Annotated in this window: 12 protein-coding genes; 8 read left to right on the top strand and 4 right to left on the bottom strand. The window is 70.4% G+C overall.

What is annotated here, in order from left to right; all coding sequences use genetic code 11:
- Positions 1-41 precede the first annotated feature (41 nt).
- From ACZ601_RS16850 to ACZ601_RS16840, 3 genes are all read left to right on the top strand, one after another.
- Positions 42-2,252: a HelD family protein gene (locus tag ACZ601_RS16850; RefSeq protein ID WP_469538522.1), complete on the top strand. Its 2,211-nt coding sequence runs from the start codon at positions 42-44 to the stop codon at positions 2,250-2,252.
- A gap of 78 nt (positions 2,253-2,330) precedes the next feature.
- Positions 2,331-2,960, top strand: a complete 630-nt coding sequence (locus ACZ601_RS16845; protein ID WP_469538318.1) for a TetR/AcrR family transcriptional regulator — start codon at positions 2,331-2,333, stop codon at positions 2,958-2,960.
- Positions 2,961-3,053: 93 nt separating this feature from the next.
- Positions 3,054-4,280 (top strand): acyltransferase family protein, encoded by a 1,227-nt coding sequence (locus tag ACZ601_RS16840; RefSeq protein WP_469538315.1) that lies wholly within the window; start codon positions 3,054-3,056, stop codon positions 4,278-4,280.
- 21 nt (positions 4,281-4,301) lie between these two features.
- Here the strand turns inward: ACZ601_RS16840 and ACZ601_RS16835 are convergent, their stop codons facing one another.
- Positions 4,302-5,234, bottom strand: a complete 933-nt coding sequence (locus ACZ601_RS16835) for a M56 family metallopeptidase (RefSeq protein ID WP_469538313.1) — start codon at positions 5,232-5,234, stop codon at positions 4,302-4,304.
- Positions 5,235-5,237: 3 nt separating this feature from the next.
- The gene (locus tag ACZ601_RS16830) at positions 5,238-5,660 is read right to left on the bottom strand and encodes a BlaI/MecI/CopY family transcriptional regulator (protein ID WP_469538310.1); all 423 of its coding nucleotides are present in this window, start codon (positions 5,658-5,660) and stop codon (positions 5,238-5,240) included.
- Positions 5,661-5,882: 222 nt separating this feature from the next.
- Here ACZ601_RS16830 and ACZ601_RS16825 point away from each other — a divergent pair, with 222 nt between their 5' ends.
- The 4 genes from ACZ601_RS16825 to ACZ601_RS16810 all read left to right on the top strand — a co-directional run bounded on the left by ACZ601_RS16825 (position 5,883) and on the right by ACZ601_RS16810 (position 11,179).
- A complete protein-coding gene (locus tag ACZ601_RS16825; RefSeq protein ID WP_311307190.1) occupies positions 5,883-6,458 on the top strand; it encodes a TerD family protein in 576 nt (191 codons plus the stop codon).
- 49 nt (positions 6,459-6,507) lie between these two features.
- A complete protein-coding gene (locus ACZ601_RS16820; protein ID WP_440578409.1) occupies positions 6,508-7,089 on the top strand; it encodes a TerD family protein in 582 nt (193 codons plus the stop codon).
- 74 nt (positions 7,090-7,163) lie between these two features.
- Entirely contained in the window at positions 7,164-7,619 is a 456-nt protein-coding gene (locus ACZ601_RS16815) for a tellurite resistance TerB family protein (RefSeq protein WP_469538307.1), read from the top strand.
- 278 nt (positions 7,620-7,897) lie between these two features.
- The gene (locus ACZ601_RS16810; protein WP_469538519.1) at positions 7,898-11,179 is read left to right on the top strand and encodes a GH92 family glycosyl hydrolase; all 3,282 of its coding nucleotides are present in this window, start codon (positions 7,898-7,900) and stop codon (positions 11,177-11,179) included.
- 65 nt (positions 11,180-11,244) lie between these two features.
- On the opposite strand, the gene katG is transcribed toward ACZ601_RS16810, so the two are convergent.
- Positions 11,245-13,473, bottom strand: a complete 2,229-nt coding sequence (katG, locus tag ACZ601_RS16805; RefSeq protein ID WP_469538304.1) for a catalase/peroxidase HPI — start codon at positions 13,471-13,473, stop codon at positions 11,245-11,247.
- A gap of 382 nt (positions 13,474-13,855) precedes the next feature.
- Here katG and ACZ601_RS16800 point away from each other — a divergent pair, with 382 nt between their 5' ends.
- Positions 13,856-14,272: a Fur family transcriptional regulator gene (locus tag ACZ601_RS16800; RefSeq protein ID WP_469538301.1), complete on the top strand. Its 417-nt coding sequence runs from the start codon at positions 13,856-13,858 to the stop codon at positions 14,270-14,272.
- A 345-nt stretch (positions 14,273-14,617) separates the two neighbouring features.
- Here ACZ601_RS16800 and asnB read toward each other — a convergent pair whose 3' ends face one another.
- Entirely contained in the window at positions 14,618-16,459 is a 1,842-nt protein-coding gene (gene asnB, locus ACZ601_RS16795; RefSeq protein WP_469538298.1) for an asparagine synthase (glutamine-hydrolyzing), read from the bottom strand.
- Between the last annotated feature and the right edge of the window lie 181 nt (positions 16,460-16,640).

Genomic DNA, 16,640 nt, shown 5'->3' with positions numbered 1-16,640 from the left:
TCCGGCAGGGAGCCATTTTGTCAACTCGGGAAAGCTCCGAATTGCAGGGGGAGCAGGAATTCATCGACCGGCTCTACGACCGTGTCGACGCACTGCGCGGAGTCGCCGCCCAGCACGTCCAGGACGCACTGACCCCGGTCGGTACCGGACTGCAGGCCCGTCACGAGCGCGACGTGCTCGTCGCAGAACGCTCGGGTCTGCTGGCTGCCCTGAACTCCGTGGACGGGTCGCTGTGTTTCGGCCGCATCGACCTCGCCACCGGCGCGGCCCACCACATCGGCCGTATCGGGATCCGCGAGGACGACACCGCGCACACCCCCCTGCTGATCGACTGGCGCGCGCCGGTGGCCCGCCCCTTCTACCTCGCCACCGGTCACACCACCATGGGGCTGCGCCGGCGCCGCCACATCACCACAGAGGGCCGCGCCGTCACCGAGCTGCACGACGAGATCCTCGACGTCGGGGACCGGGAGCGCACCGGCTTCGAGGATCCGAGCGGCGACGCGGTGCTCCTCGCGGCCGTGAACTCCGCCCGCACCGGCCGCATGGGCGACATCGTGCGGACCATCCAGGCCGAGCAGGACCGCATCATCCGTGCCCCGCACCGCGGTGTCCTGGTCGTCGAGGGCGGCCCCGGCACCGGCAAGACAGCGGTGGCGCTGCACCGAGCGGCCTATCTGCTGTACGAGCACCGCGAGCTGCTCGCCAAGCGGGCCGTCCTGATCGTGGGCCCGAACCCGGCCTTCCTGCGCTACATCGGCGAGGTGCTGCCCGCGCTCGGCGAGACCGGCGTCCTGCTCGCCACCCAGGCCGAGCTCTTCCCCGGGGTGCACGCCGACGGCACAGAGACCCGCCGCGCCGCCGCCGTCAAGGGCGGTGCGGCGATGGCGGAGGCGCTCGCCCTCGCCGTCCGCGACCGGCAACAGCTGCCCGAGCCCGGCGCCCCGATGATCATCCGGCACGACGACGGCGACCTCGTCCTGGACTGGGAGATCGCCTACGAGGCCCGGCAGGCGGCCCGCGACACCCGGCTGCCCCACAACCTGGCCCGTCCGCACTTCGCCTTCCGGGTCATCGACGCCCTCACCTCGCAGCTCACCGAGCTCATCGGCGCCGACCCGCACGGCGGGCCCAACTTCCTCGGCCCCGACGACGTCGCCCAGCTCGGCAGGAACGTCGCCCTCAGCAAGGAGGTGCACGCCGCGGTCGACGAGCTGTGGCCGCCCCTCACCCCGGAGGGGTTCCTCACCGACTATCTGTCCGAGCCCGGGTACGTACCGGACGAGGACGCCGAAGCCATCCGGCGCGCGCCCGGCGAAGGCACCTGGACCCCCGCCGATGTCCCTCTGCTGGACGAGGTGGCGGAGCTCCTGGGGGTCGACGACAGTGCCGGGCGGGCCGCCGCCGAGGCCGAGCGCCAGGAGCGGATCGCTTACGCGCAGGGCGTCCTGGAGCTGTCGAGGGGCTCGGAGTCGTACGAGTTCGAGGACGAGGAGTCCGAGACGCTCGCCGCGCACGACATCATCGACGCCGAACGGATGGCGGAGCGGCAGGAGGAGGCCGACCACCGCAGCGCGGCGGAGCGCGCCGCCGCCGACCGGACCTGGGCGTTCGGTCACATCATCGTCGACGAGGCACAGGAGCTGTCGCCCATGGCGTGGCGGCTGCTGATGCGCCGTTCACCGACCCGCGCGATGACCCTGGTCGGCGACCCCGCCCAGACCTCGGAGGAAGCGGGCGTCGGCTCGTGGGAGAAGATCCTGGAGCCGTACGTGGGTGACCGCTTCGAGCACACCACACTCAAGGTCAACTACCGTACGCCCGCCGAGATCATGGAGCTGGCCGCCCGGGTAATACGGGCGCAGGACCCTTCCTTCGAACCGCCCGGCTCCGTGCGGTCCACCGGCGAGGTGCCGTGGATCAGGGACGCCGGGGACGATCTGGCGGGCGCGGTGGCGCGGGCGGTCGCGGAGCTGACGCCCGAGGAGGGACGTCTCGCGGTGATCGCGCCGGCGGCGCTCCACGCGGAGATCGCGGCCCCGCTCGACGAGGTCACGGCCGGTGCGGAGCCCGATCTGACCCGCCCGGTGGTGCTGCTCGAACCCAGGCAGGCCAAGGGGCTGGAATTCGACCATGTACTGGTCGTGGAGCCGGCCCGGTACGGAACCAGCGAACTGTACGTGGCGCTGACCCGCGCCACGCAGCGACTCGGCGTCATCCACCGGGAGAAGCTGCCCGAGTCGCTGCGCTGACTGCGTCCGGAAGGTGCTCCGGGCCCAGGGACCCGGCGCGCCCGGCCGTCGGGGCACCGGCTCGGTTAGCCTCCCGGAATGGAAAACGTGGCTCAGGAGGACCTGACGGGACGGGCGCGGCTGCGGCGGTGTGCGCTGGAGCTGTTCGCCGAACGGGGCTTCGAGGCCACCTCGACGCGGGCGGTCGCGGCCGCGGCCGGGCTGTCGCCCGCGCTCGTCACCCGGCACTTCGGCTCGAAGCTGGGACTGCGGGCCGCGGTGGACGAGGAGGTACTGGGCCGGATCGGGGAGGCTCTCGCCGGGATCGAGTCGCGGTCCGGCGATCTGATGGCCTCGCTCGGGGATGTCTCGGCGCGGCTGTTCGGCGCCGATCCGGTGCTGCGGGGGTATCTCCGGCAGGTCCTGCTGGAGGACAGCGAGGCGAGCGCCGACCTCTTCGCCCGCCTGCTGCGAGGCGCACGGGGCGAGCTGGAGCGGCTCGCGACGGCGGAGGGCATCAGGTCGGACCCCGGCGCGCAGACCTGGGCACCGTTCCAGATCCTCTGCCTCGTACTCGGACCGCTGCTCCTGGAGCGGGTGATGCAGCCGGGCCTCGACCGGCCGATGTTCGCACCCGAGGTGCTGGCCCAACGCAGCGCCGCCAACCAGCGGTTGCTGCTGCACGGTCTCTTCGGCGACGCGACCGGGGAGACCGGACCGGCCGCCTGACAGACCCCGGCCGCGCGCCGACGGAGGAACCCTGACGCCCTCTCAGGGATTTCCCTGATGTCCGGGTGTACATGTGTTGAGCATAGTGAACAGATGAACACACACCTCGATGCCGACAGCGGCACGACGCCGTTCTCTCCTCACCTCGTCAAGGGCCCACATCTCGACTGGCTCGACACCCTCCGCATCGCCCTGATCACCCTGGTGGTGGCGCACCATTGCGCCCAGGCCTACGGTCCGGCCGACTGGTGGTACGTGGAGGGCGGGCCGCGGACAGGCGTCCTGGCCACGCTCTCCGCGCTCGACGGCACGTTCTTCATGAGCCTCTTCTTCTTCGTCTCGGCCTACTTCGTGCCGGCTTCGTACGCCCGGCGCGGCGGCCGGTCGTTCGTCCGCGGCCGGCTGCTCCGGCTCGGTGTGCCGGTGCTGGCCGGCGCGCTGACCCTCGTACCGGCGCTGATGTACGCCTACTACGTGCACTACCGCGGCTATCCGGACATCTCCTTCCCCCGGTACTTCGCCGATGTGTACCTGGGGCTGGGCGAGCGGCCCGGGGACTGGAGCGGACCGTCCTGGCCCGACCTGCAGTTCGGGCACCTCTGGTTCATCCAGAACCTGCTGGCCTACAGCCTGTTGTACGCGCTCTGCCGCCTGGTGGCCCGCCCCTTCCGCCGCTCCCCCGCCACCGCCCCTGGCGCCCTCCCGCCGCGCCGGGTGCCCGGACACCTCGCGCTCCTCGCCCTCACCGTGGTGCTCACGGGCGCGACGTTCGCCGTCCGGGTGCGGTATCCCCTCGACACCTGGGTGCCGTTCCTCGACTTCCTCCAGGTCGAGCCGGCCCGGGTGCCGCAGTACGCCGCCTTCTTCGTCCTCGGGATACTCGCCCGGCGCGGCGACTGGCTCAACCGGCTTCCCGCCCGGACGGGGTGGGTCTGGCTGTGGACCGGACTCGCCGGTGCCGTCCTGCTGTTCGCCGTGGGCGCCGACGCCCCGTTCTTCGGAGCGGGCGGCGCGAACGGGGCCTCGCTGCTGTGGTCCGCGTTCGACAGCCTGCTCTGCGTCGCCCTGTGCACCGGGCTGCTGGTCCTCTTCCGGAAGAAGGCGCGGTGGAACACCCGGTTCAGCCGGTCCCTGGCGGCCGGCTCCTTCGCGGTGTACGTGATCCACGTACCGATCGTGGTGGCCCTCCAGTTCGCCGTGGCGGGCCATGGGCTTCCGGCGCTCGGCGCGTTCGCACTCGTCACGGCCTGCGCGGTACCGGTCAGCTTCGCGGCCGCCCAGGTGCTGCGCCGAATACCGGGATTCCGCCGGGTCCTGTGAACCGGGTCGCCCAGCCGGGCCCTACAGCGGCGTCGCCGCTTCCAGCGCGACGAAGAGCGCGAAGGCCGCGTTCAGCGAGGACCCGGTGGAGAGGGCCGTGCCCACCGCCGCGACGAACGCGGCGATCCCGGTCGGGGTGTGGATCGGAGGCCAGCCCTGCTCCGGCGGGACCGGCCCCAGCAGCGCGGCGACCCGCCGGGGGACGGGGCCGGCCGAGGCAAAGGCCGCGACGGTCTCGGTGGCGGCCCGGTGCGAGATGATCGCCGCCTTGCCGACCGTACGGGCGGTGAGCCGCCGGTCCCCGGTGGTGACCGCCGCCTCCTCGTCGGCCCAGCGCTCCGTGCTGTAGGTGATGGCCGCGCGCAGCGGGCGCAGCAGCGGGTTCGCGCAGCCGGCCAGCTGAACGGCCAGCAGAAGCCGGTGGTGCCGGCCGGCGAGATGGGCCCGTTCATGGGCGAGGAGCGCCCGTCGCTCGGCCTCCGTCAGGCAGTCGAGCATCGCGGAGGAGACCATGATCCGGCCGGGCGAGCCGGGCAGTGCGTAGGCGTACGGCACACCGTCGGGCAGTACGGCGACCTCGGCCGTCGTCGGCAGTCCGGCCAGCGTGCGGTGCGCCCGGGAGCGGAAACGGTAGTGGCGCCACAGGACGGACGAGCAGCCCGCGGCCACCGCCATGAGCGCGGCGATCGCCGTCTTGCCGACGAACCTGTCGTGCGGAATGGCCTTCCTGACCTCGTCGTCGGACCAGCCGTCGGGGAGCGGGTTGCCGGGCAGCTGGGCCGTGCCGACCACGGCCAGCAGACCGAGGCAGACAGTGCTGCACGACGCCAGGATCACGGCAATGGTCGCGAGCAGCCGGGCGGCACTTCGCGGGTGCAGGTGCTGCTCGGCGAGGCGCGCGATGGGCAGCGCGGTGAGAGGCAGGACCAGGGGCAGACAGACGAAGACACCCATCGGTCAACTCTCCGACTCGTCCGCGGCCGGGCCGGAGCCGCTCTCACCGAGCAGCGACCGCAGCAGTTCCTCGTCGTCCGGCGACAGCGCGGAGACGAAACTGGACAGCACCGCGTCGCGGTCGTCCCGCTGATCGAGGAGCCGGCGCATGCGGAACGCGGTGAGGCCGGCCCCGTTCGCGGTCGACTGCCACAGCACGGGGCGGCCCGAACCCGTACGGGTGACCGCCTGCTTGTCGAGCAGCCGGGTCAGGATGGTGATGACGGTGCTGTACGACAGCCCGCCGTCGAGGCGCTCCTGCACCCACGCCGCGGTGACGGGTTCGCTCGCTCCGCCCAGCACGGTCAGCACCTGGGTCTCCAACTCGCCCTGGCCACGCCTGCGGGCCCGAGGCTCCGGCGGCCCGCCGTCCTTCTCTCCGCCCACGACGCGGCCCCTTTCGCACGACTGCCCGGCCACTCGTTCAACTGCCGGACGCCGGGGCATCCTACCCAGCCGCGCGGACGTCCCGTGAGCCCGGCGGAGACCGGGGGCGACACTCCGGACGCCAACTCTACAGTGCTGTAGATTTCAGCTGCCGGTACTCGGCGTCCGTGCGATCACGCGCGGTCGCAACGATGCGCGGCGCGATGAACAGAGGAGAGAACCATGGGAGTGAGCCTCGCCAAGGGCGGAAACGTCTCGCTGACCAAGGAGGCCCCCGGACTGACCGCGGTCCTCGTCGGTCTCGGCTGGGACGTCCGTACGACCACCGGCACGGACTACGACCTGGACGCCAGCGCCCTGCTGTGCGACGAGTCCGGGAAGGTTCCTTCGAACGAGCAGTTCGTCTTCTACAACAACCTGAAGAGCCCCGACGGTTCGGTCGAGCACACCGGTGACAACCTCACCGGCGAGGGCGAGGGCGACGACGAGATCGTCAAGGTCGACCTCGCGGGCGTACCGGCCGAGGTCGCCAAGATCGTGTTCCCCGTCTCGATCCACGACGCGGAGGGACGCGGCCAGAGCTTCGGCCAGGTCCGCAACGCCTACATCCGCGTGGTCAACCAGGCGGGCGGGGCCGAGATCGCCCGCTACGACCTCAGCGAGGACGCCTCCACGGAGACGGCCATGGTCTTCGGCGAGCTGTACCGCAACGGCGACGAGTGGAAGTTCCGCGCCGTCGGACAGGGCTACGCCGCCGGGCTCAGCGGGATCGTCGCCGACTTCGGAGTCAGCCTCTGACCCGCTCCGGGTCACCGTCGAACCGCCGCCCCCTGCCGAGAGTGGAGCCATGACCGTCAACCTGACCAAGGGCCAGCAGATCAGCCTCACCAAGACAGGCGGCGGTGAACTCACCGTCGTGCGCATGGGTCTGGGCTGGAAGTCCGCACCGCGCAGGGGGTTCCTCGCCCGGCTGACCGCCCGTGAGATCGACCTCGACGCCTCCGCCGTCCTCTTCGCGGGCGCGGCCCCGCAGGACGTCGTCTTCTTCCAGCACCTGACCAGCGACGACGGCTCGGTCCGGCACAACGGCGACAACCGGGTCGGCGGCGCGGGCGAGGGCGGTGACGACGAGTCGATCGTCGTCGACCTGCAGCGCGTCCCGGCCCACGTCGACCAGATCGTCTTCACCGTGAACTCGTTCACCGGCCAGACCTTCGAGGAGGTCGACAACGCCTTCTGCCGACTGGTCGACGAGACCACCGGACAGGAACTGGCCCGCTACACACTGACCGGCGGCGGGCGCCACACCGCGCAGATCATGGCCAAGGTCCAGCGGTCCGGAACGGGGTGGCAGATGACCGCCATCGGCACCGCGGCACAGGGGCGCACCTTCCAGGACCTGATGCCGGCCGTCGCCGCGCACCTGTAGCACCCTCCCGCCGGAAGACGCGCCCTCGCGCACCTGCCGGCACTCACCACTTCGACCGACCTGGAGTATTTCGAATGGCACTGTGGGACCGCGTCAAGGAATCGGCGTCGACGATGCAGACGCAGCTCAACGCCAAGAAGAACGAACTCAAGAGCGGGGCCTTCCGCGACGCGAGCATGGCCATGTGCGCCCTCGTGGCCGCGGCGGACGGCTCCATCGACCCCGCGGAGCGGCAGCGGGTGGCCTCCCTGATCGCGGGGAACGAAGTACTGCGGAACTTCCCCGCGGAGGATCTTCAGCGCCGGTTCAACGACTACTGCCAGCAGTTGATCTCGGACTTCGACTTCGGGAAGGTCAGCCTCCTCCAGACCATCGGCAAGGTCGGCAAGAAGCCCACAGAGGCCCGCGCGGTCATCCAGATCGGCATCGTCATCGGCGGCGCCGACGGCAACTTCGACGCCACCGAACGCGCCGTGGTCCGCGAGGCCTGTTTCTCGGCCGGCATCGCTCCGGCCGAGTTCGACCTGTAGTCCATCGGGCATCGGGCCCAGGGGCGTGCCGCTGTTCACAAGCGGCACGCCCTCCGTCGTTCCCCAAGCCTTTCCTTGACACCCCGGAGCGGCAGGAGGAGCATCCTCACGTCGTTGACAACGTTGTCGGGAGCGACGCCGTCGCGGAGTGGTCACGGCGTACCGCTCCCGGCGCGTTGACCGTTCGTCATACACGAAGGGCAGGAACGGTGTCAGACACGCACAACCACCGGACCCACGCCGGGCTCAGAGTCATCAGTTCCGTCGCCGTCGCCGCCATGGCCGCGCTGGGAATAGCCACCACGGCCTCCCCCGCATCGGCGGCCTCCCCCCACAGCACCGTCAAGAACCCCGTCTCGTACGTCGATCCGCTGATCGGCACATCGAACGCGGGCAACACCTATCCGGGCGCGGTGCAGCCGTTCGGCATGCTGGCCTGGAGCCCGCAGAACTCGAAGGGCAAGCAGGTCTCGACCCCCGCTCCCGGCGGCTACCAGTACGACGCGACGAAGATCCGCGGCTTCAGCCTCACCCATCTCAACGGCGTCGGATGCTCGGGCGCCAACGGCGACATCCCGATCATGCCGTACGTGGGTGACGTGGACTCCTCGCCCAGCGCGGACACCACCGACGCGAAGTACGCCAGCGGCTTCTCGCACACCGACGAGACCGCCACTCCCGGCTACTACAAGGTCGGCCTGGCGAGCGGCGCGTCCGCGGCGCTCACGACCACCGCCCGGACCGGCTCCGGGAAGTTCGGCTTCCCGGCGGACAAGCCGGCGAGCATGCTCTTCCGGACGTCGAACTCGGAGAGCGGCAGCACCGGTGCCACTGTGAAGATCGACAAGGCGGCCCGGACCGTGACGGGCTCCGTCACCGCGGGCAACTTCTGTGGTCCGCAGAGCGCGAACAACCGCAAGGACCTCTACACGCTCTACTTCACCGCCCACTTCGACAAGGCGTTCGCGAAGACCGGCACGTGGACCGACGGCACGGTCGAGCCCGGCTCCACCGGGGCATCCGGCGGTACGGGGTACAGCTCGTCCGGCAACGCCGTGGAGGGCAAGGGCTCCGGCGCGTACGTCACCTTCGCCGACGGCACGACGGAGGCCGGGGCCAAGGTCGCCGTCTCCTACGTCAGCCCGCAGAACGCCGAGGCCAACCTCCGTGCGGAGAACGGCCCCCACGACAGCTTCGACTCCATCAGGCACCGGGCGGCCGGCGTCTGGAACAGGACGCTGAAGTCGGTCGAGGTGGGCGGCGGCACCGACGCCCAGCGCTCCACCTTCTACACCGCGCTCTACCACTCCATGCTGGAGCCCACCCTCACCAGCGACGTGGACGGCCGCTACCTCGGCGCCGACCGCAAGCCGCACCGGATCGCCAAGGGCCAGAAGGCCCAGTACGGGACCTTCTCCGGCTGGGACCAGTACCGCGCGCAGGTACAGCTCATGACACTGCTCAACCCGAAGGCGGGCAGCGACTACGCGCAGTCGCTCTACAACTACGCGGGCCAGCGCGGCGGCGAGTGGGACCGCTGGCTGCTGGAGAACGGCAAGACGAGTGTGATGTCGGGCGATCCCTCCGACGCGGCTCTCGCCGGGATCTACGCCTTCGGCGGCCATGACTTCGACGTCAAGGGCGCGCTGAAATCGCTGGTCAAGGCGGCGACGGTGCCCACCGCGAACGACTCGGACAGCTCCGGCTGCAACGTCGAGTGCGTGGGCCAGCGGCCCGCGCTCGACAAGTACCTGGAGCTCGGATACGTACCGGCGGACAACTGCCACTGCTGGGGCGGCGCGGCCGAAACGCTGGAGGACGCGGCGGCCGACTACGGGCTGTCCGAGCTGTCCCGCCAGACCGGCCGGACCGCCGACGCGAAGAGGTTCCTGGACCGTTCGGGGAACTGGACGAACGTCTTCGACGCCAACGCCACCCCGCAGGGCGGCTACATCCGCGACCGGAAGGCCGACGGCACCTGGGCGGGCACCTTCACGCCCGGCACCGGGAGCGGTTTCGTCGAGGGATCCAGCGCGCGCTACACCTGGATGGTGTACTCGGACGTGGCGGGCCTCGCCGGCGCGATGGGCGGTGACGACCAGGCGGTGAAGCGGCTGGATGCCTTCTTCCGCACACCGGACGGCACGTTCGACTTCTCGGCGAAGGACGACACGCGCTACGACGCGACCAACGAGCCGGACATCAACGCCCCTTATCTGTACGACTACCTGGGCACCCCGTACAAGACGCAGGAGACGGTCCGCGCGGAGCTGGACCAGCTCTGGACCACCACCCCGGGTGGCATCCCCGGCAACGACGACGCGGGGACGATGTCGTCCTGGTACGTCTTCTCCGCGCTCGGCATGTACCCGCAGAACCCCAGCCGGGCCGATCTGACCCTGACCGCGCCGCTGTTCCCGCACGCCGTGGTGCACACCGGGCACGGAAAGACGATCACGGTCGACGCACCCGCCGCCTCTGCGGACCACACCTACATCCACGGTCTGAAGGTCAACGGCCGCACCTCCACGAAGCCCTGGGTGCCCGCCTCACTCGTCACGCACGGCGGCAGGCTGGACTACACCCTCGGCACCACGGCGGACACCTCCTGGGGTGCGGCGAAGGCCGACGTCCCGCCGTCCTTCCCCGGCGGTGGCCTGAAGTACTTCACCGGCGCCACTCCCGAGCAGCTGAAGATCGAGCCGGGCTCCGGCAGCGCGGAGACCACCGTCAAGGTGCAGAGCATCGAGACGAAGGCCACCACGGTCCACTGGACGGCGAAGGCTCCGGCCGGTGTCACGGTGACTCCGGCGGAGGGTGATTTCACCGTCCCGGCACGCGGTTCGGTGAGCGCCGTGCTCAAGGTGTCGGCCGCCGCGGACACGGCGGAGGGCCACTACACGGTCCCGGTGACGCTGAAGTCGTCCACCGGCGAGGAGCTCCCGAAGACCTCGGCCTCCGTGACCGTGGCCGAGAAGAACGGCATGCTGTGGAACCGCAACAGCACGGCCATCTCGACGGACGACGACAACCCGCAGGCCAACTTCGACGGTGAGGGCTGGAGCTACTCGGCCAAGGCACTCGCCGCGGCGGGCGCGGCACCGGGCGGAACGGTCTCCTCCGGCGGCTTCGACTTCGGCTGGCCGGAGGTGGCGGCGGGCGACCCTGACAACATCGAGGTGGCCGGCACCGAACCGCAGGTGCTGAACGTTCCCTCGGACTCCGGTGACACGAAGCTCAGCCTGCTGGGCAGCGCGGCCGAGGGCTCGGCCTCCGGGCAGGCGACGCTGACGTACACCGACGGCAGCACGCAGCAGGCGGAGGTCGGCTTCAGCGACTGGACGCTGGGCGGCGGCGCGGAGAAGCCGTCGTTCGGCAACACCGTCGCGGTGCACACCGAGTACCGCGACGTCCAGGGCGGCGGTACGGACCCGGTGGGCACCGAGATCTTCGCCACCGCCCCGATCGCGCTCCAGGCGGGCAAGCAGCTCGCGAGCGTGACCCTGCCGTCCACCACGGAAGGCGGAGTGATCCACGTCTTCGCGGTGGCCACGGCCTGACGCACCCGACGGGGACGGGCCGTCGCGGCAAGGGGTTCCCCTGCCGCGACGGCCCGTCCCCGTGATCAGACGAGGTCGAACCGGTCCAGGTTCATGACCTTGTCCCACGCGGCGACGAAGTCCTTCACGAACTTCTCCTTCGCGTCATCGCTCGCGTAGACCTCCGCGACCGCGCGCAGCTCCGAGTTGGACCCGAAGACCAGGTCGGCGCGGCTGCCGGTCCACTTCACCTTGCCGGAGGCGTCGCGGCCCTCGAAGGTGGTGGCGTCCTCTGACGTCGACTTCCACGTCGTCCCCAGGTCGAGCAGGTTGACGAAGAAGTCGTTGGTCAGCACCCCGGGGGTCTCGGTGAGGACACCGAGCGAGGACTGCTGGTAGTTGGCGCCGAGCACCCGCAGCCCGCCGACGAGGACCGTCAGCTCGGGGGCGGTCAGGGTGAGCAGGTTCGCCCGGTCGAGCAGCAGGTACTCGGCCGGCAGCCGGTTGCCCTTGCCGAGGTAGTTGCGGAACCCGTCGGCGGCCGGCTCCAGCTCGACGAAGGACTCCACGTCGGTCTGCTCCTGCGTCGCGTCGACGCGGCCCGGGGTGACGGGGACCTCGATGTCGAAGCCGGCGTCCTTGGCCGCCTTCTCGACGCCCGCGGCGCCCGCGATCACGAGGAGGTCGGCGAGCGAGACCTGCTTGCCGCCGGACTGCGCGGAGTTGAAGGTCTCCTGGACGCTCTCCAGGAGACGAAGCACCAACGCCAGCTGGTCCGGCTCGTTGACCGCCCAGCCGTTCTGCGGCTCCAGCCGGATGCGTGCGCCGTTGGCGCCGCCGCGCTTGTCGCTGCCGCGGAAGGAGGAGGCTGCCGCCCACGCGGCGGAGACGAGCTCCGACACCTTCAGGCCGGAGTCGAGGATCTGCGCCTTGAGCGAGGCGACGTCCGAGGCGTCGACGGTCTCGTACGTCTGCTCGGGGAGCGGGTCCTGCCACACCAGCGTCTCTGCAGGGACCTCGGGGCCGAGGTAGCGCACGATCGGGCCCATGTCGCGGTGGGTCAGCTTGAACCAGGCGCGGGCGAAGGCGTCCGCGAACGCGTCCGGGTTCTGGTGGAAGCGCCGCGAGATCTCCTCGTACGCCGGGTCGTAGCGGAGCGAGAGGTCGGTCGTCAGCATGGTGGGCGCGTGGGTCTTCGAGGCGTCGAACGCGTCGGGGACGGTACCCGCGCCGCCGCCGTCTTTGGGCCGCCACTGGTGGGCGCCCGCAGGGCTCTTGAACAGCTCCCACTCGTACCCGAAGAGGATGTCGAAGAAGCTGTTGTCCCAGGCGGTCGGGGTGTCCGTCCAGATGCCCTCCAGCCCGCTGGTGATCGCGTCGGCGCCCTTGCCGGTGCCGTACGTGCTCTGCCAGCCGAGACCCTGCTGTTCGAGCGGGGCGGCCTCGGGGTCGGGGCCGACGTTGTCCGCCGGGCCCGCGCCGTGGGTCTTGCCGAAGGTGTGGCCGCCCGCGATCAGGGCGACCGTCTCCTCGTCGTTCATCGCCATCCGGCGGAACGTCTCGCGGATGTCGCGGGCCGCGGCGATCGGGTCCGGGGTGCCGTTCGGGCCTTCGGGGTTGACGTAGATGAGGCCCATCTGGACCGCGCCGAGCGGGTTCTCCAGCTCCCGGTCGCCGGTGTAGCGCTCGTCACCGAGCCAGGTGGTCTCGGGGCCCCAGTAGACGTCCTCGTCGGGCTCCCACACATCCGCGCGGCCGCCGCCGAAGCCGAAGGTCTTGAAGCCCATCGACTCCAGGGCGACGTTCCCGGTGAGCACGATGAGGTCGGCCCAGGAGAGGTTCTTGCCGTACTTCTTCTTGACCGGCCACAGCAGCCGGCGGGCCTTGTCGAGGCTCGCGTTGTCCGGCCAGCTGTTGAGCGGGGCGAACCGCTGCTGGCCGGCGCCGGCGCCGCCGCGTCCGTCGCTGATGCGGTAGGTACCCGCGCTGTGCCAGGCCATCCGGATCATGAAGGGGCCGTAGTTGCCGAAGTCGGCGGGCCACCAGTCCTGCGAGGTGGTGAGCACCTCGGCGATGTCCCGCTTCACGGCCGGGAGGTCGAGGCTCTTGAAGCCCTCGGCGTAGTCGAAGTCCTCACCGAGGGGGTTCGCCACGGCGGGGTTCTTGGCGAGGATCTTCAGGTTGAGCCGCTCCGGCCACCACTGGCGGTTTCCGCCGCCCTGGGTCGGGTGCGGCGCGCGACCGTGCGCGACCGGGCAGCCGGAGACCTCCTCGGTCTTCGGGTCGGTGACGATCGCGTCGTGGTTCTCAGTCATGGAAATCCTTCCGGACGGGGCGGATCACGTTGCTTTGGAACTGAGGGTGGTGGAACCGAGGGTGGCGATGGATCCGGGTGTGATGGCTCTGAGCGTGGTGGCACTGAGTGTGGCGGCCCAGGCGGTGACGGGCTCGCGGGGCGGGCGCGGCGGCGCGCGCGTACGGGCGCCCCGAAGGCGATCGCCTCCCGCTGGAGGCGGTCACGGTCCGGATGCCGGCGTGAGCGCACCCGTCTCCTGAAGCCACGCACTTTCCCCTGCTGTTGACCTGACCCTTGGCTGTCAGCCGGAACCGATCCTACGATGGACCTAGTCCAAGTCAATACGACAGACGGGTCTGCGCGAATCATTCGCCGGACAACGCACAGTGAGGCTGGTGGGCATGAGTGACCTGCTGACACGACTCCGTGAACGCGGCTGGCGCATGACCGCTCAGCGCCGGGTGGTCGCAGAGGTCCTCGCGGGCGAGCACGTCCACTTCACGGCCGACGAGGTGCTCGTGCGCGCCGTCGCACGGCTGCCGGAGATCTCCCGCGCCACCGTCTACAACACCCTCGGTGAGCTGGTGGCGCTCGGCGAGGTGATCGAGGTGGGCACCGACGGTCGTGCCAGGCGCTACGACCCGAACGCCCACCACCCGCACCAGCATCTGGTGTGCTCCGCGTGCGGCACCATCCGGGACGTCCACCCCGACGCCGACCCGCTGGCCGGGCTGCCGGACTCCGAACGGTTCGGCTTCACCGTCTCCGAGGCCGAGGTGACGTACCGGGGACTGTGCCCCGACTGCGTCGGCGGATGACGCACACCCACACGCACCGCCACAGCATGGACATTGATGCTTAGTCAACCTCCACGTCGCGCCACCCTGCGCCGCCGGTCGACGGAGTGACCATCTCGCGAACGGACCGCCATTGGCGGTCCGTTCGTTTTCGACAGGGAGTTCCCCAAGGATTCCGGCAAGCGCCGGCCCAAGGTGCCCGCCCCCCGGCAGAGCGGAAACGCTTCGGACGCTGCGCGGAACGACCCCGGCGGCACCGGGTCATCGTCCACCCAGTTGTTCTCCGAGCACTCGTGGCGGGGGGCAGGCTTCGATCCCGGCACGAGCAGGAAGGGATCAGGCCGGTCCCCGGCCGCTCGCCGCCGCTCAGGAGAGCGAGATGTCCGGCTTGTAGAGGTCGAGCCACAGCGCCAGGTCCAGGGTGCGTTCCAGACCGCGCCGGGACGCCTGGGTGATCTGCGGTGCGTCGTGCCGTGCCGCGCGCGTGACCCGGTCGTGGTCGACGAGGTCGAATACCGGATGCGAGGGCCGCGCCAGCAGGTCCTTGGCGTGTTCCTGCAATGCGAGTGCGTACTTGGGGTCCTGGGTGGAGGGATAGGGGCTCTTGACCCGGTCGTAGACCGACTTCGGCAGCACGTCCGCCGTGGCCTCGCGCAGCAGGGACTTCTCCCTGCCGTCGAAGGACTTCAGCGACCAGGGCGTGTTGTAGACGTACTCGACGAGGCGGTGGTCGCAGAAGGGCACACGCACTTCGAGCCCGACCGCCATGCTCGCCCGGTCCTTCCGGTCGAGCAGGACGCGCACGAAGCGGGTCAGGTGCAGATGACAGATCTTGCGCATCCTGAACTCGAAGTCGCTCTCGCCCGCCAGCCGCTGGATTCCCGCGACCGCCGTGGCGTAGCTGTCCTGGATGTACGAGGGAATGTCGAGGGCCGCCGTCAGGTCGGACCTCAGCACATCGGAGTCGTCCCCGAAGTGCTGGGCGAAGCGCACCAGCCACGGGAAGGTGTCGGCGCGCCGCGCCTCCTCGTCGAAGAACTGCAGATACCCGCCGAAGACCTCGTCGGCCGACTCCCCCGAGAGCGCGACGGTCGAGTGCTCGCGGATGGACCGGAACAGGAGGTACAGCGAGGCGTCCATGTCTCCGAAGCCCATCGGGATGTCCCGGGCCCTGATCACCTGGGCCCGCACCTCCGGGTCGGCCAGCGCGTGCGAGTCCAGCACGATGTCCCGGTGATCGGTGCCCGATGACCGTGCGACGTCGTGCACGTACGGCGTGTCCGGGGTGGCGCGCAGTTCGTCGGCGACGAAGTTGTCCGCCTGCCCGACGAAGTCGACCGCGAAGCTGCGCACCGTCTCGCCGCTCTCGGCCAGTTGGCGGGCGGCTATCGCCGTCATGGCGGAGGAGTCGAGGCCGCCGGAGAGCAGGGTGCAGCGCGGCACGTCCGAGACCATCTGGCGTCGGACGATGTCGTCGAGGAGCGAGCGCACATGGGCGATGGACTCGTCCTTGCCGTCGGTGTGCGGCCGGGTCTCCAGCTGCCAGTAGACGTGTCGGCGCAGTCCGTTGCGGTCAACGGTGACGACGGTGCCCGGCTCGACCTCGTGCATCCCCTCCCACACGGCGTGGCCGGGTGTCTTGACGAAGGCGAAGAGCTCGCGCAGCCCGTCGAGACCGACGCGGGCGCGGGCCAGCGGGTTGGCCAGGATCGCCTTGGGTTCGGAGCCGAACAGGACGCCGTCCGCGGTCTCGTAGTAGTAGAAGGGCTTGATGCCCATCCGGTCGCGGATCATGACGAGCTTGTCGTGGCGGCCGTCCCACAGGGCGAACGCGTACATGCCGTTGAGGCGCTCGGCGACCGCCTCGCCCCACTCCAGATAACCGCGCAGCACGACCTCTGTGTCGGAGTTCGTGGTGAACCGGTGCCCTCGGCCCGCCAGTTCGCGGCGCAGCTCGGTGAAGTTGTACGTCTCCCCGGAGTAGACGAGGGCGACGGTGCCCTGCGGAGTGTCGGCCGTCATCGGCTGGCGCCCGCCGGGCAGGTCGATGATGGCCAGCCGGCGATGCCCGAGGGCGGCCGGACCGTTGATCCAGCTGCCGCGGTCGTCGGGGCCGCGGCAGGACATCGTCTCCGTCATCGCGTCCACGGTCGCGGACTCACTGTGCAGGTCGCGTTCGAAGGAGACCCAGCCGGTGATGCCACACATGCGCTACCTCCTGCGTGCTGTCGTCGACCGGGGTCCGGGAACCACAGCTGAACAGCGGATTCGAGGCCTGCGCCGCTCCCGGCCGAACTAGATGTACTGCGCAGTTACATAACGAGAATGCGTCGCGCCATTGCATACGGTCAACGTGGCCGTAACGCGGCCGGGGCCTCCACCCGCACGC

Source organism: Streptomyces sp. NPDC104307 (assembly GCF_055584045.1).
This window is presented reverse-complemented; position numbering and strand designations above follow the sequence as displayed.

Coding starts and splice junctions, on each gene's coding strand:
- ACZ601_RS16845 (WP_469538318.1), top strand. CDS start 2,331: ATGGAAAACGTGGCTCAGGAGGACCTGACGGGACGGGCGCGGCTGCGG.
- ACZ601_RS16840 (WP_469538315.1), top strand. CDS start 3,054: ATGAACACACACCTCGATGCCGACAGCGGCACGACGCCGTTCTCTCCT.
- ACZ601_RS16835 (WP_469538313.1), bottom strand. CDS start 5,234: ATGGGTGTCTTCGTCTGTCTGCCCCTGGTCCTGCCTCTCACCGCGCTG.
- ACZ601_RS16825 (WP_311307190.1), top strand. CDS start 5,883: ATGGGAGTGAGCCTCGCCAAGGGCGGAAACGTCTCGCTGACCAAGGAG.
- ACZ601_RS16820 (WP_440578409.1), top strand. CDS start 6,508: ATGACCGTCAACCTGACCAAGGGCCAGCAGATCAGCCTCACCAAGACA.
- ACZ601_RS16815 (WP_469538307.1), top strand. CDS start 7,164: ATGGCACTGTGGGACCGCGTCAAGGAATCGGCGTCGACGATGCAGACG.
- ACZ601_RS16810 (WP_469538519.1), top strand. CDS start 7,898: ATGGCCGCGCTGGGAATAGCCACCACGGCCTCCCCCGCATCGGCGGCC.
- katG (WP_469538304.1), bottom strand. CDS start 13,473: ATGACTGAGAACCACGACGCGATCGTCACCGACCCGAAGACCGAGGAG.
- ACZ601_RS16800 (WP_469538301.1), top strand. CDS start 13,856: ATGAGTGACCTGCTGACACGACTCCGTGAACGCGGCTGGCGCATGACC.
- asnB (WP_469538298.1), bottom strand. CDS start 16,459: ATGTGTGGCATCACCGGCTGGGTCTCCTTCGAACGCGACCTGCACAGT.